Genomic DNA, 20,590 nt, shown 5'->3' with positions numbered 1-20,590 from the left:
CTTCCAGACTGTTTTCGGAGGTTTGGATTTCAAAAAGGGCTATTGGACCGTCGGCCATTGCGAAACTTCCAAAGAGGGCCTAGCATATATCCGTGTCCGGTGCGGAGAGGTTGACCCCGGCATCATCAGTTCATGGTTATGACCTTAACGATATTAATCTATTCAGTCAATCTGCCCTGGCCTATAATCTTCATGTGTTGGGTTATACAATTGTACGAGTTATTCGCTTTTGATCTGTCTAGAAGAATTGACGTAATCGGAAGGTGTCATTTTAAATTGTTTGGCAAAACTTCTTGAAAACTGTGTTTGCGAACTGAAGCCGGTTACTGAGGCAATTTTTAGAATTTTAAACTGTCCTTCATTCAGTAGCGATGCCGCATGTTTTAAACGGGTAATGTTGATCAGTTCGTGAGGCGAAAGATTTGAAATGGCTTTTGTTTTACGGTAAAGTGTGGGTCTCGACATATTCATTGCATCAGCCAGAAAGTCAACATCCAACGTGGTATCAGACATGTTTTTCACAATGGTATCGTTGAGTTTGTCCAAAAAAGCTTCATCGGCCTTATTATAGGCCATGCTTTTCAAATGTACCAATGGCGACTGGGCAAAATGTGTTTTGATTTTTTCCCTTACGTTTAACAAATTTGATATTTGGGTCAATAGGTGATTGGGTGAAAATGGTTTCTCGATATAAGCATCTGCACCAGCTTCGAGCCCTTCAATTTTTGTCTGTAAATTACTTTTTGCTGTTAATAGAATAACAGGAATATGTGCATAATCAATATTGTCCTTTAATGTTTTACACAATTCCAGTCCATCCATTAATGGCATAATAATATCACTTACAATCAATTGGACACTCGTTTGCTTCAGGATATCCATTGCCCGCGATCCATTTTCAACTGCGATTACAGTAAAATCCTCTTTTAAGATATTGGTGATAAACCTTCGCAGATCCGAATTATCCTCAACAACCAATACGTTGGGCGCATCCGGATCTAATTTTTTGAATGCTGTTGACCCCGTTTCCTGGTCGCTTCCGCCGTTATAAGCCAATGTATATTCCTGGTTATGGCGCTTGGGCAATTTGAGTTCGAAATGGGTATAAGCGTCGTTTTGCAGAACAAGTGATAAATTGCCTTCATGTAATTCAGCAAGTGATCTTGCCAGTGAGAGCCCAATCCCCGAACCCCGGATACCTTTAACATCTTCCAGACGGTAAAAAGGCTCAAATATTTTTTCCCTGTATTTTTCGGGGATAGGAGTGCCATCATTGATGAATTGTATGTTGAATACGTCCTGATCAGATGAGATTTTGACCCAAACATTTTTTGATGCATATTTTAATGCGTTATCGAGCAAATTGCTGATGATTTTATTTAACGCTTCCGCGTCAGCATAAACCACCAGTCCGTCTTTATCCAGCTCAAGACTTAACGATATCTTTTTCTCATCGATAATGGGTTGGAACCTGGTGCAGGTCTGTCTCACCAGCTCATTCACATCAAGGCTCACAAAGCTCAGATTAAAGCCCTCCTGTTCTGTTCTTCTAAAATCGAGCAGCTGGTTACAAAGCTCAATAAGACGGTGGGTATTCTGTTTCATGATCTGAAGATCGGGGCTAATTGCGGCAGAATGCCCCGTTATTCTGATCACCTCTTCCAAAGGACCATGAATAAGGCTCAGAGGAGTTCTTATTTCGTGGGTAACCTGTGTGAAAAAATTAATCTTCGCATAATACAGCTCCTTATCATTTTCCACTTCCCAACGCTCAATCTTTCGCTGGTAGCGCAGCAATAGCCTTCCGTGATTGGCCTTAACGAGTGCGATCACAATGGAGGTAATCATTAATCCATAGATAACCAGTGCAATGGTAGAGGCCCAAAAAGGTGGGGCGATGATTATTTTTAAAGACTTTACCTGATTGTTCCAGGTTCTGCCGTTATTGGAGGCTTTAACTAAAAACTCATATTTCCCGGGTGAAAGACTTGTAAAATACACCTTTCTATTGCTCTTCAGATAAGTCCACTCATCATCAAGCCCTTTCATCATAAATGCATATTCTGTCATTGCAGGTGAGGTGAAGCCCAGCGCAGCAAAATCTATGCTGAAATTCGACTGATCATGATGCAGTTTGACCTCGTCAGTGAAATCGATAGGACTGAGCAGGCGGGAATTTTTTGCGCCAACCGAGAGTTCTACATTGTCTACCTGAAAACCTGTAATAAATATTTTCGAAACAAACCTGTTTTCCCGAAAAAGCTCAGGTCTGAAGGCAATCATTCCTTTAACACTTCCGAAGTACATCTGACCAGTTCCATCTTTAAAGGCCGAACTATAATTGAACTGGTCTCCCAATAAGCCACTGGACCTGGTATAGGTAATGATCTTTCCATTTTTTTGATTAAACAATACCAAGCCCCTGGATGTACTGATCCAAAGATTTTTGTTTTTATCCTCTAAAATTTTATAGAAGATATTGGAGGGAAACCCGTTGGCTGTGGTATAGCGTTTAAAAGTTCTCGCCCCCTTTTTCAACATACAGAGCCCATCTTCGGTCATGATCCAGAGATTGTGCCTCGAATCCTCGAAAAGTCCGTTAATTTCGTTGCTGCTTAAACTGTTTTCATCCTGGCTGTTGAAGGAGAAATTTCCTGATTGATTGTTTTTCTTATTATAGAACCAAAGACCGTCGCGTAATGTACCCGCCCATAATATGCCTTCTTTGCTTTCCAGCAGTGCAGCGTAATGCCTGTTGCCGGGGAATTCGTTTAATAGAATAAAATCATCACTGCCTTCACGATATCTGTATAAGCCTGTTGCTGTTCCAACCAGGAGTTCTCCATTGCTGTCAACAAGCAGGCTTTCGATAAAGTTGCTTTTTAACTGATTGGGCGCAGGCCCAGCCTTATATTTTTTAATTATTCGGCTTGTATTGATATCCATAACATCGAGCCCCTGTTCAAAAGTGCCTATCCAGAGTTTGTTGCCTTTAACTGCAAGGCCATGTATATTGGAATGTGAAATACCCTGGCCATCATCCTGTGGGACAAAATTTTTAAATTCCCCGGTTTTAGGGTCAAACCTGTTCAGTCCGGCATCCTCTGTACCTATCCAGAGTTTTTCGTTTTTATCCCGCTGGATTTCGCGGACAGCATGGCCTTTAAGGCGGTTGTCGGCAACTCCGGGATAGAATTTATCGAATGAGGTATATTGCTGGGGATAATAACTTAGTCCGCCAAAATAGGTTCCACACCATATTCCCCCTTCCTGATCACGGGTAATGGTATATACTGCATTATCTGAAATGGTATAAAAGTCATTTATTTTATTGCGCAGTTGAATGTATTTCTGCGTACGCATGTTATAAATAAATATTCCCGACTCGGTTGCGATCCAGTACTCTTCCGCAGTTCTTTTCAGAAAATCCCTTGCAAAAACATTAGTTCCATCGGTATTCCGCATCGGTAACTGTTCGGTTGTATGATCACTTGTGCTAAACAGTTTTACCCCATCATTAGATGTTCCTATAATCAAATGCCCGTCTCCAGTGTCCTTAATCTTTTCGATCCATTTCGATAAGGGGGAAGAAGTCTCATCAAATGTGCCGTAAACTGTATGCTTATCAGTGTTTATTCCATATTGTTGAAGGTATCCCTGGGCTGTGGATACCCATATATCGCCTACTCTGGTAATGGCTAATGAGGTTGCTCCTCCATATTGCGGACCGGGAAAGTCATTTATTTTTTTTGTCCGGATATCATATCGCAATACAGTGTTGTTTGCAATAAACCAGATCCTGCCCTTAACATCAGCTGATACCGTACTGATGTCTTTGTCCCTGGTCTCGTTGATCAAGGTAAAAGTATCCCTTATTGGGTTATATCGGTACAATCCTTTGCGGGTGCCCACCCATAAAATTCCCTGATTGTCTTCAAATAAGGAATGAATGAAATTATGTCCAAGGCTTTCAGGTTTTGTTGGGTCATTACGGTAAATCTTAAACCTATATCCATCAAATCGGTTTAAGCCGTTTTTCGTGCCGAACCACATAAATCCGTTGGTGTCCTGCAGGCTGCAGATTACCGAGTTATAGGAAAGACCCGATTCTACCTGATAATGCCTAAAGGTATATGCCTGTGCAAAAAGTTGTTGATGGATACATAAGAATGTAAAACAGAAAAATATTCTTTTCAGTTGCTCATAAAAAAACATCATTAAATATAATCCAAAAATCTTGGATTGAATCGATCTCACTCAAAATTGCCCTTTAATGGGTGATAATTGAGACATAATGAACAGAAATTGAACTAAAGCATCTAAATGTATCCCCTTATTTAGCAGTACCAAATATAAACTTATAGCGTATGAACAAAAAGCTTCCACAAGGCAGGGATACGAATATCCCTCTCAAATCGATCGTGAAGATCAAGGATCGAATTTTTAAAATCGCCCTAACCATGTTATTGATCAATTTAACAATCAGTGTACAGGCGCAGCAAAAAATTACAGGGATTGTCAAAGATGCCAGCGGCCCTCTGGCAGGAGTGGGGGTGCAGATAAAAGGTACAAAAACTTCCACCCTTACCGATGGTAACGGTAAGTTTATGATTGCGGGCTCAGGAACGACGAAAGCAGTGCTCGTTTTTTCATTTATTGGATACCAGACCCAGGAATTTTCAGTTGCTGGCGACCAGACACTAAGTGTGACCATGATAGAATCGACTTCAGACCTGAATGAAGTTGTGGTGGTTGGCTATAGTACGCAACGAAAACAGGATCTTACCGGAGCGGTATCAATAGTGAAGGCAGAAGATGTAAAGAAAAGACAGGCTACCACAGTTGCCGAATCCCTTCAGGGACTGGCAACCGGAATTCGCGTGAGAGGTGGCGGGCAGCCAGGTTCTGAAGCGCAGATCCAGATCCGCGGGCTGAAGAATTTTTCAGGTACAGATCCATTGTATGTAATTGATGGATTGGTAACCAGTGCAAACCGCGACTTCAATCCCGCAGACATCGAATCTATCCAGATTCTTAAAGATGCATCAGCCGCCGCAATCTACGGCACACGTGCTGCAAATGGCGTAATCATTATTACCACTAAAAAAGGATCGGAGGGGCCAACGAAAATCGACGTTTCGGCAAAAACTACATTTCAGACTATTCCCAGATATTTACTTGCCGAGACCAGCGAATTCGCAGCGCTTAACAATATGGCCTATGATAATGCCAATGTTAAAAGGCAGAATCTTGATTTATCCGTGAATACAGACTGGCAGGATGAAACCTATCGGACAGGTATGGTGCAGGATTATTCAATTAGTTTTTCAGGAGGTGGAAAAGACAACAGTTATTTCATATCCGGGGGCTATTTTACAAACAAAGGTGCGGTAATCAGTACCGGATTCGACCGTGTAAACTTCAGGGTCAATACCAAAACCAAAAAAGGAATATTCACTATCGGAGAAAATCTGGCGATCAGTAATGCCAAAGCGGATGAAATGTCTGGAAACCCTATTGTGAGTGTAGTACGCCTGCTTCCAACAATTCCTGTTTACAATCCGGCAAATCCAGGTGGTTATGGCTACGGTGACGAGGCGCGTGCAAGGACTTTTGGTACCAATCCTGTCGCCATTGCTGACCTCGAGGATAGGACAAATGAAAATTTGCGCATCCGTGGTAATCTCTTTTCAGAACTTCAGATCTTGCCCTCACTGAAATATAAAATCAATGTTGGGTATGAAACCAGCCGAGACCACTATTCCTATTTAAGAAAGCCGGGGAACTGGACACTCAACCAGGCGTTTGACCCTGCGATTATTAATGAAAACAGGGGCGAGTCTTCGACCATACTGATTGAAAATACGTTGTCCTTTGATAAAGACTTTGGTAAACATAAACTAAATGTTTTAGCGGGTCAATCCTATCAAAGAGATAAATACGCCCAGATATGGGGTACCAAAAGGAATATTCTGGCAAATCCCTCAGAAGGGTACTATGATGTACTCGATCAGGGAGATGAACCACAGACCGGTGGTTTCAAAAACCGCACGGATCTGATTTCCTATTTTGGAAGATTTGAATATAACTATGCCGATAAATATCTTTTGAATGGGGTAGTCAGGACAGACGGGGTTTCAAGATTTGGAAAGGACCACAAGTTTGGTGTCTTTCCGTCAATATCCGGTGCATGGAGGATCAGTAGGGAGGATTTTTTTAAAGCTTCATGGATAGACGATCTTAAGTTACGTGCCAACTATGGAACACTTGGAAGCAGCAATATCGGACCGTACGATTATATCGCTTTTATAAATACTTTCCCAACGATCGTATTGGGACCTGGACAAACCGTTCTTCCAGGAGCTACACAGGTAAAACTGGCCAATCCTGATCTGCGCTGGGAAGAGGTTACCCAACAGAACTACGGCCTTGATGCTGCCTTCCTTAAAAATAAGCTGACCATCAGCGCAGAATATTTTATTTCAAAAACCAAAGATGTCCTCCTGCAGTACCCTTTGCTGCTCTCCACAGGAAATGATGGCGGTAATCCTTATGTGAACGGTGCGACCCTGGGAAATAAAGGCTTTGAATTTACCGCTTCTTATCAGGAAAATAAAAATGCCTTTAAGTATGGGGCAACCGCAAATCTGACCACTTTACGTAATAAGGTACTTGATCTTGGCTATGGCAAAAACAGAACTTTTGTAGGTAACACAGTAACCGAAGTGGGGCAGCCCATAGGCATGTGGTATGTTTTGCAAACCGATGGTTTATTCCAAACTGCCCAGGAAGTGGCCGGTTACAAAAACGCTGCTGGCAAAGTTATCCAGCCTACCGCGCAGCCTGGAGACATCCGTTTCAAGGACAATAATGCCGATGGCGAGATCAATAATTCTGATAAGGTGGTTGTTGGCAGTCCCTGGGCGGATTACGAAATAGGACTGAATTTGAACGCTTCATATAAGAACTTTTCTTTTAACATGGACTGGTTCGGTTCTTTTGGCTCAACCGTATTTAATGGGCCAAGGAGTGTAACTGATGCCTTTTCCGATAACAGCAATTACCGCGCTGGTATACAGCCATGGACACCACAAAACACGAACACTGATGTGCCAAGGGCCTATTATGGAAGCACGATCAATTCAAGGGGAGATACAGACCGTTGGCTGGAAAACGGCAGTTTTGCCCGTTTAAAATATATTGGCATATCCTATAACGTTCCTGAAAAAATGATGAAAAAGATCGGTTTCCGGAATACACAGATCAGTGTATCGGGCCAGAACCTGATCACGATCACCAAATACACAGGACTTGACCCGGAATTCAGCAATAACAGCATTTTTGAAAAAGGTTTTGACTTTGGCGCATTCCCAAATCTTAGAATGGTTTCAGTTGGCTTACAGTTTGGATTTTAAAATAACGAACATGAAAAAAATATTATTAACTCTACTGATAACAGGAACCTTTGTAATATCGTCCTGTAAAAAAAGCCTGCTCGATCAGGACAATCCCAATACGCTTACCCAGGAGCAGTTCTGGAAAACAGAATCAGATGCCCAAAAAGGTGTAAATGCCATTTATCATATGTTCTATCAGCCCGGTGGTTGGTCAAGGTGGATTTATTTTCGTCTGGATTTGACCTCCGACGAAGGTTTTAGCAAAAGCCCCTGGATCGAACTGGCTGATTGGACACGCTTTCAGTATATCAACTATAATTTTTTTGAAGGCAACCAGGTAAGTTACCGCGATACCTATAAGGCCATTTTTAGGTGCAACCAGGTACTCACTTATGTGCCTGAAATACCCTTTGCGGATCAGAGCAAAAAAGCGCAGATGTTGGCTGAAGCTAAGTTTTTGCGTGGTTTATATTATTATTACGCCGCAATATTGTGGGAAAATTTTCCGATTGTAACTACTATCCAAAGTCCTACCGATATGCCCCAGCAAAGTAGCCTTGCGCAGGTTTGGGCACAGGTAGAAAGAGACCTTTCAGAAGCAGCGGCAGCTCTGCCAGTCCAGTGGAATGGAAATGATATTGGGCGGCCTACAAAAGGTGCTGCATTTGCCCTGCTTGGTAAAACCTATATGCAGCAGCGCAAATGGGCTCAGGCAAAAACAGCCTTTGATTATCTGATAACAGGTGCTGGTGCAGGTTTTTATGATCTGGTTGATTACAAGGATAACTTCCGCGTGGAAAATGAAAATAACAAGGAATCTGTTTTTGAAATCCAGTTTTCTGATGCGAATAAAACGGCTGAGGGAGATGGCCCAAGCTCAAATATGGGCAATAACAGGGCACAGTTTTTTGCACCGAGGTCTATCGGATGGTCCGACGGTCAGGCGCGGAACTGGATGGTTGCTGAATTTAAAAAAGAAAAGACTTTAGATGGTAAAATTGATCCCCGTTTAAGGTATAGCCTTTTTTATCCAGGCCTTGAAGCCGATTTCGGTGATAAAACCTATGGAAGAAGCTGGCAATGGGATGCTGATGAAGCCTGGTTCAGGAAATACTCGCGGGATTATATGCGAACAAATGAGGATTATTTCAGCCAGGTGAACACCAGGATGATCCGTTTTGCAGATATCCTTTTAATGTATGCAGAGGCGAGCAATGAACTTGGACAGACTGCGGAAGCCTATCAATATGTAAACAGGGTAAGGCAAAGAGTTAATCTAGCACCGCTGGCAACAGCTTATCCGGCCATCGGAAATGATCAGTCACTTTTTAGGGAACGCCTAAAAATGGAAAGAGCACTGGAACTTTGCGGGGAAAGTGTACGTTGGGCCGACTTAAAACGCTGGGGGGATTTGGAGACGCAGGCCGGAGTTGCAAAGGTAGCTCAGCGCGATCCGGACTTCAATAATTTTGTTCCCGGTAAACACATCCGTCTTCCCTTACCACAGATAGAAGTGGAGAACAATAAAGACCTTAAGCAGAATCCAAATTATTAATATATACTTCAATGATACATCACACCTTTATTAAGTTGCTGTTGGTTAATATATTAGCCATCACATATTGCTCAGGCTGTTCAAAAGACGAAAAATCCGTCCCTGAGGTTCCCGTGCCCAAACAGGACGGGATATCAATCAGCTGGGACCAAAACAGCAGAAGGAGGGTTTCCTCGCCAACCTTGAATGCCCGCTATTCGGGATACGCAAGAATAATACAGTTGGCTGATGCATCATTGCTTGCAGTATATGAAGCTGATGGTAATATTGTATCGGTTAAAAGCACTGATGGGGGCAATACGTGGTCTTCGGCAACGGTTATCGCCCCACCTGCCAATGGCTCGAACATGAGCGTTCCAGATCTGTTATTGTTGAAAGGCAACAAAATCCTGGTCTTTTACAATGCCAGGCCTTACGATATTGCCTCATCCAGAAAATTCGGGATCCTGGTAAAACAGAGCAGTAACGGTGGGGAGAGCTGGGAGAATGAAAAGAATTTGTACGAGGCAGGTTATCAATTTGAAAATGGCTGTTGGGAGCCTTCTGCCATTCAATTGCCAAACGGAGAAATACAGCTGTACTTTGCCAACGAAGGGCCCTATACAAATTCTGATGAGCAGAATATTTCCATGCTCAGATCTAAGGATAATGCCGGAAGCTGGACTACAGTTCCCGAAATTGTGAGCTTCCGCCCTGGTAAAAGAGATGGGATGCCGGTGCCACTTCTTTTAAGAGATGGCAAAGATATCCTCGTTTCTATAGAGGATAACGCAGTGAATACCTTTAAGCCCTATGTGTTGAGAAATAGCCTGCAGGAAAACTGGGCATTAACGATCGGTGCAGAAAGTGCAAACAGAAGTTATGCATTGGCGGATAGAATAGGGGATGGGCTGTACGCAGGCGCCCCCTTTATCAGGCAATTGAAAACCGGCGAAACCATACTGTCCTATCAGGGTACGGAGGACCGTACAAATGATCTAAACTTTGCTGATATGAAAGTTGTGATCGGTGATGAGCAGGGACGGAATTTCAAGAGTAAATCTGTACCCTTCCTGATCCCCAGCAATAAATCATGTTTATGGAACAGCTTAACGGTGCTAAGTGATGGCAGCGTGATTGCCGTTACCAGTACCAATGCCTATGCCAATGCTACAGAAGTATGGATGATCAAAGGGACCGTTATCAAGAACAAAAACTAATTATATTAATACTTAAAGATTATGCAGAAAAAAATATTTTCCTACGCCTTAATATTGTGTCTTGGCGTATTTTTAGCCTGTTCGGGAGAAAAGAAAAAGGCTGAAACACCCCGAGAAATATGGACTGAGCAACAGGCTAACGATTGGTATAAAAAACAGCCATGGCTGATCGGGGCCAATTTTATCCCCAGTAATGCCATCAATCAACTGGAAATGTGGCAGGCTGAAACATTTGATACCGTTACCATCAACAGGGAACTGGGCTGGGCAGGCGGTTTGGGCATGAATACCGTGCGGGTATATCTTCACGATGCACTTTATGAGCAGGATTCGGTAGGCTTTCTTAACCGGATTGATACATTTTTGAGCATTGCCCAGAAACATAAAATAAAACCCTTCCTTGTTATTTTTGACTCCTGCTGGGATCCTTTTTACAAACTGGGCAAACAAAGGGAACCCATTCCTTTCAAACATAACTCCGGATGGGTTCAAAGTCCCGGACAGCTTGCACTAAAGGATTCCCTACAGTACCCCAGGCTGGAAAGCTATGTAAAGGGAGTGATCGGAAAATTTGCCAACGATGAACGGATCAATGGTTGGGATCTGTGGAACGAACCAGATAATATGACCGGTCCATCCTATGAGAAAATTGAGCTTCCGAACAAAGTGGCCCTCGTGTTGCCGCTGCTTAAAGAAGTTTTTACATGGGCACGTTCCGTTCGTCCTTCACAGCCTCTTACCTCAGGGATTTGGGTTGGAGACTGGTCCGACGCAGCTAAAATGAAGCCGATCGAAACCCTTCAGCTTGAACAGAGTGATATTATTACCTTCCATAATTATGACAGCCCGGCCGAATTTGAAAAACGGATAAAATGGCTTTCAAGATATGGAAAACCGCTTATCTGTACGGAATATATGGCAAGGCCGAACGGGAGTACTTTCGCCGGTTTTCTTCCCATTGCGAAAAAATATAACGTGGGTATGATTAACTGGGGTTTTGTTGATGGTAAGACACAGACTAAATACCCCTGGGATTCGTGGACCAAAACCTATACCGCCCCGCCACCTGTGTGGTTCCATGAAATCCTGCAAAAAGATGGGAAGCCATATAAGCAAGATGAAAAGGAGTTAATATTATCAATGACACAGAAGAAAGATTGAAATTAGATGGGTTTACTAAAGTATTAGGTTAATATGGTTTAATCTAAGATGTGCAGAGAGTAAAAGTGCTGATAAATTTCTTTTCAGCACTTTTATTCTACATGGACGCTTGCAAATATTAAATTTGCGGACAATAAAAATTGTTTTTACTGCTAATTGATGATCTGCGAGAGATCTGCAGTCACTTTATCAGGTTGGTTAACATTGGGCAATGACCTGAATCAATAATACATACATTTTTGAATCCTGCAGCGGCTACCATTTTCTTTTCTAGATCAATTGTGATCGCATGGTCCTGACGGGTGTAGATATTGTATTTTGGAATCAGCGCAAAGGCAGGGCTTTTTAGCAATACCTTATCTGCCTGTGGTGAAATAGGTTCTGGCCTGTTATTATCGATCAACAATTTTTTTACCTTTTCATTTCCATCCTGTGCAAAAGCCTGCATGATCTTGTCACAAGCGATGCTGGCTAAAACACCATCGGCAGAGAAAGTTAGGGCTGGACCAAATTGTGAATTAGGATCCATAACAGCCTTCCAAACCAGGATCGCTGAGGCTGGGATAAATACTACCAGCAATATGTACGGCGCTATTTCAATTGCTTTCATATCTTTGCAAAGTTGAAAGCACATATTTAAATGAACTTACAGCTAACCGCCGAGCCATATACCATAAAGCATCAATCCAGAACCGAAAAACCAGATTAGCGTAGCAACACGCTTTAGCATGGTTTGATTATCAACAAAAAACTTTATGGGTTGGCTGGCTAGGTTTGCTGCATTATTCCTTTGATGAAATTTTACAACCAGATCTACTATGTAAGAAAAGAACTGGTTTACAAAATTGATCAATGATATAACAATCAAAGACATCATAGCTGATATTAAGGCCTCGCTGGTAACAAAGTTCATCTGAATGTGCAATAATTTCAGTGCAAAACCGAACCCGAAAAACAATATGATAACAACTGGTATCAAGGCCGGAAATAATTTTAGGAGGAATTGCCGTTCAAATTTTTTAGAAAAGGAGAATAACAGATAAAAATTCAGGCATATTAATAGGATAAATAGTAAATATCGCATTCTGTATAGCCAGTTTAGTTTGTAATTGTTGTTTCCTGCAGGGTCCGTTCGAACTTCATATTTAATTCTGCTGTTTAAAGACTACCACTTTTTGTACTTTACCATCCCGGTAAACTGCTTTGATCTGTGAAGGATATTCCGCATCGTTTAACTTTTTAAGCGTTAGCCAGGATCCAGAGTTGCCCATGTGCTTCCGGGTGGATTTCGCGCGTTCGAACCTTAACTCACCGTGTAGGTCCGGCTCATTTGCCAAGGGCGTAAATACCTGCTCTCCGACTTTTGTGCGGATGGTTATTTTACTCGCCAGCAGATAGCCATATGCCAATTTTAGAGTTGCTTGGCTGCCATCAATAATTGACTTATAACTGATCAAATCGTAGGATTTTTTTGCCCGTGCAGGATTTTTGCAGACAAGAGTAACGAGCAGGATTAGAATTAATAATGGGTTTTTCATGCGCGATTAATATAATAACCGAATTTTGATAGCAACAATTGGAACCCCCAAATGTTGTTAAAATAGATTAATTAAAACATTACAAGTATTTAACAAGATCATTAGTCATGAAAGCAACCTACCTCGTATTTTCAGCACACCCCTTTATAAAAGCAATTGCTTGGTTTATTCCTACAATGGTGGTATCGATGCCCGGATAGGGCTTGTCACTTTTTAAAATACGATTTAAGCTGTATTACCACTTATATTATCTGTAAATATCCCTACTCGATTATTCCGCTGGTATTGGTATTTGCAGCGTTTAGGGAAGAATTAAGTAAAGATTATTGCTACATCAGCGCCGTGCATAAGATGCCAATTGAAGTCGCCCGTTACGTGGTGATCACTATGCTGATTTTATTCGCTATGTTAAGTTCCAGCAGAAAATCACAACTTCCATCAAACGACCAATTTGGCCGCCAGGGCGTTGTGCACACCATTGTCATCTATCCAATGACCGTTAAAACTGGTGATCTCCATGCTTTGATATATCGTCGATCATTTCTTTGATGGATTCATCTGTATAACCATATAAGCGCTCAAAAAACTGCCCATCCTTTTCGATAGTTACCCCGTCCTGCAGATCCAGGTGATGCGATGAAAAAGATATTAGGTACTGGTCATTTCCTTTAATGAGTTTATCCTGAACAATGAAAGAGATTCTGATTGCTCAGGCAGCATATCAAAAGAAAAGCCGTTCTGGTGAAGCGTTTCATTTCCTATCCGGTTAAATGCTGTCCAATAGTTGCGGTGTATTTTGTTCATCATATCAACAACAAAAGTCGCTTTCCATTGTTTATAATCGGTATGGTACATACCAGAGAACAAGCGCTTAAAGCTGCCCGGGAAATCCTTGAAAGGCGTAAGATTAAGTATATGGAAATCGAGGCACCCGAACCAGATGCGGGCTATCAACATCAGCCCGGCGCCCCAGAAAAGGATGTTTGGGTGGTTAGTTATACCTATATGGTTTTTCAGGATGAACGGGCTTTCATTCATTTGGATGACCGGGAAGAACTTAAATTAATTTATATAATGACCGGTCACGGATATATAACCTAAAGGACTACTATAAATTATAATACTTAATTACCTTAATATTACCTGATGATGATACTAACCCTATGGATAAACTGCTATTTAATCAAAGTTTTATGATGTGGTGCGTGATTTAGCACTGTGGGGTAAGCCGAATATGAAAATAACTTACCGGTCTTGTTATTCATTTGGGTTGTAGTTCAACAGCTGGTCAACGCGCAGGATACCCGTGCCAGATCGAAAGTCTTAATGATTTCCGAGGCCTTTTTGAATTGCAAACTATCTATTAGTCTGACGACTTTTACAAAACAAAAGTCAACAACCAACTTAATACTTTTGAACGCACCCAGACCAGCCTGTTCATTTATGGGTATACTGATATTTCCAACACAAAGGGAAGAATATTTTGTTCTATTATTATATGCACCATCCGAATGAGCCCCTAAAAGGGAATAATGAACCAAAATTATTAGATAGGTTAATATCCAGTTTTTCATTCGACAGCAGTCTCAATTCAAGTTATGGACTGTTATTGCTTACATCGGTCATTGCGCTTTCACAGTTTTTGCTCCATTTAGGGGCAATGGGCTCATATGGCTTCCATCAGGATGAGCTTCTCTATATTACCCTTGGTGACCATCTATCCTGGGGCTACCGGGAAACGCCTCCATTCATTGCTTTGATGAGCGTTATTGGAGAGTGGCTTTTCGGGGATTCCCTTATCGGTGTGCGGCTTATTCCTGCCTTTTTTGCCGGGGGAATAGTTCACCTGACTGGTCTGATCGTAATCAGGCTGGGAGGGAGGTATTTTGCGGCATTGATCGGTTGCATTACTGTAGCTTTTTCCTCAGCTTTTTTAGCTACCGGCGCTTTGTTTATCCCACAGGTATTCGATGAGTTTTTTTGGCTGCTGTGTACTTATCTTGTGCTCTGCTATTTGCAGGGCCCCAAGAATTATCTTTTATATCTTTTGGGTGTTGCGATCGGTGTAGGGATCTTGGTCAAATATACTTTAGCTGTTTATCTGGTGGGGGTTGTTTTAGGCGTCCTGCTGAACAGGGAAAGCAGGAGATACTTTAGTAGCAAAACCTTCCTTATTCCACTTTTTATTGCGATATTGATCCTATCTCCACATATGATCTGGCAGGTGCAGAATGGATTCCCCGCGTTTCTCCATCTCGATGAGCTCCAGCATACCCAACTTGTACATGTGGGCCGTATGGATTTTGTGCTCCAGCAGATTGTCTCTAACGGCACAGGGCTTTTTGTCTGGTTGGGAGGTTTAGTTTATATACTCTTTTCAAAAAAGCTCAGGCCTTATCTTTATTTTGCGACTGGGTTTATGTTGGTGATGCTGGTGTTGCTTGTCTTCAGAGGGAAGGCCTATTATGCTTTCGGTGCATTCCCGCCGTTGTTTGCTGTCGGAGGTATATTTTTTGAGGATATCCTCCGCCGGTCTGGTAGGGCGGTGAAAGTCTCCTTTGTTGTTTATTTACTTCTCCCCAACCTGGTTTTATCTCTGGTGGTACTTCCTTACCTGCCTATCGGTTATACTTCAAGAGTTTTCAAATGGACCTATGATAATTGGGGACTTGATTTTCCCTTGCGTTGGGAAGATCAAAAAGTTCACATTGTCAACCAGAATTATGCTGATATGATCGGCTGGGAAGAACTCGCTGTCAAAACATCCCGCTTTTATAAACGGATGAGTACTTCTGATCAGCGGCAGACTATTATTTTAGCTGAAGGGTACGGTGCCGCTGCCGCATTTACTTACTACGCCCGCAAACATCCCCTGCCAAAGGTAGTTTCGCTGAGCAGCAGTTTTGCAATGTGGGCACCTGAAAAAATTACAGCAAAGAACCTCATTTTCTTTTCTTCGGAAGCTACCCCGGTGATGCCTTCTCAAGGCTATACCAAGTTTGCATCTATAGATAACCCTTATTCCAGGGTTTTCGGAAGGGGAATCTATTTTGTGTCTAATGTGAAGAAGGTTACCTTAAACTGGTATGCCAGCGAGTGGTCGGAAAAGCGTCTGCAAAACTTTGATTTTAGGGTAGAGTAAGTAGCTTTATTCCTGCATATTAAATATTTTTGAGAATAATAAAGACCCTATAGCTTAGAGTCATTAAACGCTTTTTTGGGTGTGATTATTTCTCAACATATCAATGTATGTCATAAGTGCAGGAATGGAATCCTAAATAAAAAATGCAATTGTGGATAGCCTGGATTCATTGATTTTTCTTTCCACTTTGCACTCTTGGGGGGGAGTAGCGATGTATTGTATTTAAATGCAATTAATGTGAGTGGTTTTCGATCTCTCCCGCGATCTGGTTGATTTCGGCAGTACCCAATGTTATCTTGATGGCCGAGCTTTCACTGGAGTGGTCATAATAGGAAAGTGCCCCATTATTAATCTCTTCTTTTTTTAGTAGCATCCAGTCTGTATCCCGGTTGCGGATTGCTCCCAATATCCCGCCAAAATAGACAATCAGGTAATAATCATCTTTTGGGATGATGGTCAGGGTTACTTTTTTGCCCTCGTGCTCAAATTTTATGTTAAATGCTGTCATGAAAATGAAACCAGCATTCTGGTTTGTGTTTTGAACTAACCTCATTTAAATGCATTCTTTGCGCTACCGGTCATCTGATGGACGGGTGGTAGAAAGACTATGGATACGTGCTTTAAATCCTTTTAGAAATTTGACCGCCTTATTATGTAGTTAAGCCCGTTCAGGGAACCTTAAAGGCATAACGCCATCCCTGTTGGGATGGCGTGTGGATTATTTTTTATTTTATTCTTCGCTAAGGCCTGCAAAGGACCTGAAATCAGCTGCTTCGGCGTAGGGGCTGAAAGTTGTTGATGTCTTCTCTTATCGACTTTTCAAACAGCCCTGTAAACAGGGTCGCAATTCCACGGCCTATGCTGCCTGCAGGCGGGAAATAGCTGATCTCGATCTGAAGATCTGTACCGGTCCCGTTCAGGATGTCCTGGAATTCTACTTTACCCCCGTTATCGATCATCGATCCCTCAACTGATTGTCAGACTATATATTTCCCTTCCTCTTCGTGCGTAATTTCAGCATTCCATTTTAGTTCTAGCAGGTTACCGGGTGTACTAGCTTTCCAACTTGAATGCTCGGGGCTGGTTTCTAGAATCGAGGAAATGTGGGACATGAATTTTGGAAGATTGGAGAGGTCCCTCCAGAAAGCATAAACTTTTTCTCTCGGTGCCTGTACGGTGATCCTTTCACTGATATTAATCGCCTGGAGGTCTGAGTGGAGATTTCGATGCCACTGACCAAGCGATTCCGTAGCGAATTGACCAGTTCAGGAAATTTGACTCTACAATTCGACTATCTTGGCTATCAATATTTTGTAATGGTCAATTTAGACCGAAACGAGCTGGGTCTAGATTCCGAAATGATATGATAGCGAGAAGCGAAATTTTCGCTCCAAGGCGGAAACGTTTTGTAAAATAACAAAAACGAATTGATCATTTTCAACATTAATGTGTTAAATTGTGTGATCAAATAAACTATATCACCATGATCTGGAAAAAGTTAGCAGCATGCTACATTGCATTGCTTTCAATTCAAATTTCAGCAGCATCTGCCCAGCAAAAGAAGCCAAACATTATTCTCATTATGGCCGATGATATGGGCTACTCGGACATTGGTTGCTATGGCGGAGAAGTAAAAACACCAAACCTAGACCAATTGGCTCAAAAGGGTATCCGCTTCAAACAATTTTATAACGCCGCGCGCTGCTGCCCTACCAGAGCATCCTTGATGACTGGATTATATCCACACCAGGCAGGCATGGGCTGGATGGCTGCAGCAGACATGGGTAGTGCTGCTTACAGTGGCAATTTAAACAACACCAGCGTTACCATCGCCGAGGTCTTGCGAACAGCAGGATACGATACCTACATGACCGGGAAATGGCACCTAACCAACGAGCGAAAAATTAATGGCAGTCGTAAAGATAGCTGGCCAGTGCAACGAGGGTTTAATCATTATTTTGGCATTATACCAGGTGGAGCAAATTATTATACCCCAGAATTGTATAGCGACAACAACCGTTACCCGGCACCTAAAGATTTCTATTTAACTAACGCGATTAGCGATACCAGTGTCAAATTTATTGGAGAGCATTTCAAAAAACAGCCTGATGCACCTATTTTTTTGTACGTAGCCTATACCGCACCTCATTGGCCTTTGCATGCGCTGCAACAAGATATTGACAAGTATACCGGCGTTTATAAAAAAGGTTGGGATGCAATGCGCAAGCTGCGTTTTGCACAACAACAAAAAATAGGCCTTTTTGACGCAAAGACAATCCTTTCTCCGTCCGACGAAACTGTACCCACTTGGAATAGTCTTACAGATACCAAAAAGAATGATATGRCAAGTAGGATGGCAGTTTATGCTGCGCAGATTGACATTATGGATCAGGGAATCGGCAGAATTATCAAAAAGCTYAAAGATGAAAATCAATTGGAAAACACTCTGATTTTTTTCCTTAGTGATAACGGCGCCTGCGCMGAATTCATAAGTAGCGGCGACTCTAAGGAGGTAAACGGAAAAAAAGATWCTTTTGAAAGTTATCGTATCAACTGGGCCAACGTAAGCAGTACRCCCTTTAAAGAATACAAGCATTATACCTATGAGGGCGGTATTGCAACTCCATTAATTGTATGCTGGCCGGCTGGSATAAAAAAAAMCATCAATAATTCCTTTGTAAACGGCTACGGTAACCTCAYGGATATTATGGCTACATGTGTGGATGTTGCAAACGCCAATTATCCTRCTGTTTTCAATACACACAAGATAACCCCCATGGAAGGGAAATCAATCGTACCCGCATTTACYGGACAAGCCTTAAACAGAGGCAAGATTTTCTGGGAACATGAAGCCAATATTGCTTACAGAAATGGTAATTGGAAATTGGTAGCAAGTACACCCGAGAACGCAACATTCAACACTCAAACGTTGAGATTATACGATTTGAGCCGTGATCCAACTGAAATGAACGACATGTCAAAAACAGAACCTGCGCGGCTGAAAAGTATGTACAGCGAGTGGCAGCAATGGGGAAATCGTGTAAACGTGTTCCCTTTGGACACCAGGGGCTATGGCGAACGTATACAGGAATACAGAAGAAGTGTTAATGGAGATTTTGATGATCTTCTTGGAGGCTGGAGAATAAACCGGCAGCCTGCTGTAGTGGCAAATATTGAAATTGACAAAAAGGGAAAAATAAACGGAAACAACTCCTTAATGGTTAAGATGGTCAAACCCAGTGCTAAGCCGGATGGTTTGCTCGCAGCATGGCCATTTCAGGCCAAAAAAGGAGAAAAATTTTTACTCAAACTTTTGGGAAAAGGCAACCAGAAAAGCACAGTATTGGTTAGGCTGGAAAAAGTAGGAGGCCAGTTTAACAAAGTAATTGATCAATCATTCCTAATTGGAACAGATACCCGCGCGGCAAGTTATTCCTCGATTGAAATACCATCGGATGGGACCTATAGAATTGGCTTGTACTTTGGTATCCTTCCTGCAGGTGCCGAAGTCTGGATTGACGATGTTCATTTAAATGCTTTGTAGCCTGACTTTCAGTTACTTGACACACTGAATACGCATTATGAAATAGATATTGTTCCGTTTTTGAGACAAATTGATCTAGTTGCTGACACAACAAACTGTCCTTTACTGATTATTTGAAACACAGGTTTATATTTTATAAGTAGAAGTTTCTAAATAGTCCAATAGATTTAGAGGAAAGTACAATATAAGGGAAAGGAGTATGCAGACATTTGCATATCATTCTTCATTTAAGATTATTTAGTATGTCAGCCAGTTTGCAACTTCAAGTTGATCTTTCTTCCGATGGCCATTCTCATGGGGATAAAAACCAACCTTTTATCACTAAATATATATTTAGCCAGGATCATAAAATGATAGCCAGGCAATTCTTAATTACGGGTATCATTATGGCTGTAATCGCAATGGGGTTATCTATCCTGTTCCGGATTCAGCTTGCCTGGCCAGATAAGAGTTTTCCCTTATTAGAAACACTGTTAGGTAAATGGGCAGAGGGCGGAAGAATCAAGCCGGATTTTTATTTAGCACTAGTCACCATTCATGGTACCATTATGGTATTCTTCGTGCTGACAGCCGGGTTGAGTGGTACCTTTAGTAATTTACTGATTCCACTTCAACTTGGTGCAAGAGACATGGCTTCACCATTTTTGAATATGCTCTCCTATTGGTTTTTCTTTACGGCATGTGTGATCATGATGGCCTCTTTCTTTATACAGACTGGCCCTGCCAGTGCCGGATGGACGGTTTACCCTCCTCTATCAGCGCTACCAACTGCAATTCCTGGTTCGGGGTTAGGGATGACCTTATGGCTAATCAGTATGGTCTGTTTTGTTACTTCTCAATTAATGGGTGGAATAAATTACGTTGCGACAATTTTGAATATGAGGACTAAAGGTATGGATTTTTGGAAAATGCCATTAACCATCTGGTCCCTTTTTCTTACTGCTATACTGGGAATACTTTCTTTTCCTGTATTGGTTGCAGGTGTGGTATTGTTGGTGTTTGACAGAAGTTTTGGAACTAGTTTTTACTTGTCTGATATCGTAATGGGCACCCA

General features: G+C 42.0%; 15 protein-coding genes. 8 read left to right on the top strand and 7 right to left on the bottom strand.

The features are described 5' to 3' along the window. Positions 1-219 precede the first annotated feature (219 nt). Positions 220-4,218: a hybrid sensor histidine kinase/response regulator transcription factor gene (locus EZ449_RS05810; protein ID WP_131557035.1), complete on the bottom strand. Its 3,999-nt coding sequence runs from the start codon at positions 4,216-4,218 to the stop codon at positions 220-222. A 149-nt stretch (positions 4,219-4,367) separates the two neighbouring features. On the opposite strand from EZ449_RS05810, the gene EZ449_RS05805 reads away from it, so the two are divergent. Genes EZ449_RS05805 through EZ449_RS05790 form a run of 4 tightly spaced genes read left to right on the top strand, consistent with a single transcriptional unit; the run spans position 4,368 to position 11,312 of the window. Further along, positions 4,368-7,415, top strand: a complete 3,048-nt coding sequence (locus EZ449_RS05805) for a SusC/RagA family TonB-linked outer membrane protein (protein WP_131557034.1) — start codon at positions 4,368-4,370, stop codon at positions 7,413-7,415. A gap of 10 nt (positions 7,416-7,425) precedes the next feature. Beyond that, positions 7,426-8,952 carry a RagB/SusD family nutrient uptake outer membrane protein gene (locus EZ449_RS05800; RefSeq protein WP_131557033.1) on the top strand — a complete coding sequence of 509 codons (1,527 nt, stop codon included), beginning with the start codon at positions 7,426-7,428 and terminating at the stop codon, positions 8,950-8,952. A gap of 11 nt (positions 8,953-8,963) precedes the next feature. Continuing rightward, on the top strand, positions 8,964-10,151 hold the full coding sequence (locus EZ449_RS05795; RefSeq protein WP_131557032.1) for a sialidase family protein: 1,188 nt from the start codon (positions 8,964-8,966) through the stop codon (positions 10,149-10,151). Between the two features lie 21 nt (positions 10,152-10,172). Continuing rightward, positions 10,173-11,312 (top strand): cellulase family glycosylhydrolase, encoded by a 1,140-nt coding sequence (locus EZ449_RS05790; RefSeq protein WP_131557031.1) that lies wholly within the window; start codon positions 10,173-10,175, stop codon positions 11,310-11,312. 181 nt (positions 11,313-11,493) lie between these two features. Here the strand turns inward: EZ449_RS05790 and EZ449_RS05785 are convergent, their stop codons facing one another. The 4 genes from EZ449_RS05785 to EZ449_RS05770 form a co-directional block, all read right to left on the bottom strand. After that, entirely contained in the window at positions 11,494-11,922 is a 429-nt protein-coding gene (locus EZ449_RS05785) for a hypothetical protein (RefSeq protein WP_131557030.1), read from the bottom strand. A gap of 42 nt (positions 11,923-11,964) precedes the next feature. After that, positions 11,965-12,225: a hypothetical protein gene (locus EZ449_RS05780; protein WP_131557029.1), complete on the bottom strand. Its 261-nt coding sequence runs from the start codon at positions 12,223-12,225 to the stop codon at positions 11,965-11,967. Positions 12,226-12,457: 232 nt separating this feature from the next. Continuing rightward, positions 12,458-12,850: a hypothetical protein gene (locus EZ449_RS05775; protein ID WP_131557028.1), complete on the bottom strand. Its 393-nt coding sequence runs from the start codon at positions 12,848-12,850 to the stop codon at positions 12,458-12,460. Positions 12,851-13,498: 648 nt separating this feature from the next. Beyond that, positions 13,499-13,705: a hypothetical protein gene (locus EZ449_RS05770; RefSeq protein WP_131557027.1), complete on the bottom strand. Its 207-nt coding sequence runs from the start codon at positions 13,703-13,705 to the stop codon at positions 13,499-13,501. Here EZ449_RS05770 and EZ449_RS05765 point away from each other — a divergent pair. Together EZ449_RS05765 and EZ449_RS05760 are read left to right on the top strand one after the other, a co-directional pair. After that, a complete protein-coding gene (locus EZ449_RS05765) occupies positions 13,697-13,951 on the top strand; it encodes a hypothetical protein (RefSeq protein ID WP_131557026.1) in 255 nt (84 codons plus the stop codon). The two genes, EZ449_RS05770 and EZ449_RS05765, sit on opposite strands and share 9 nt — an antisense overlap. A 397-nt stretch (positions 13,952-14,348) precedes the next feature. Beyond that, entirely contained in the window at positions 14,349-15,992 is a 1,644-nt protein-coding gene (locus tag EZ449_RS05760; RefSeq protein ID WP_131557025.1) for an ArnT family glycosyltransferase, read from the top strand. Positions 15,993-16,224: 232 nt separating this feature from the next. Here the strand turns inward: EZ449_RS05760 and EZ449_RS05755 are convergent, their stop codons facing one another. Both EZ449_RS05755 and EZ449_RS22995 read right to left on the bottom strand, forming a co-directional pair. Continuing rightward, complete coding sequence (locus EZ449_RS05755) at positions 16,225-16,545, bottom strand: hypothetical protein (protein ID WP_131557024.1); 321 nt, start codon at positions 16,543-16,545, stop codon at positions 16,225-16,227. Positions 16,546-16,969: 424 nt separating this feature from the next. Next, complete coding sequence (locus tag EZ449_RS22995) at positions 16,970-17,173, bottom strand: SRPBCC family protein (protein WP_225872249.1); 204 nt, start codon at positions 17,171-17,173, stop codon at positions 16,970-16,972. 302 nt (positions 17,174-17,475) lie between these two features. On the opposite strand from EZ449_RS22995, the gene EZ449_RS05745 reads away from it, so the two are divergent. Continuing rightward, positions 17,476-19,536: an arylsulfatase gene (locus EZ449_RS05745; RefSeq protein ID WP_131557023.1), complete on the top strand. Its 2,061-nt coding sequence runs from the start codon at positions 17,476-17,478 to the stop codon at positions 19,534-19,536. A gap of 350 nt (positions 19,537-19,886) precedes the next feature. Continuing rightward, on the top strand, positions 19,887-20,590 hold a 704-nt coding region (locus EZ449_RS05740), incomplete at its 3' end, for a cbb3-type cytochrome c oxidase subunit I (RefSeq protein WP_205942956.1).

It is taken from the genome of Pedobacter frigidisoli (assembly GCF_004331675.1).
GTDB classification, from domain to species: Bacteria; Bacteroidota; Bacteroidia; order Sphingobacteriales; family Sphingobacteriaceae; genus Pedobacter; species Pedobacter frigidisoli.
Note: the sequence above shows the minus strand (reverse complement) of the source record. Positions and strands in the feature narration are given on the sequence as shown.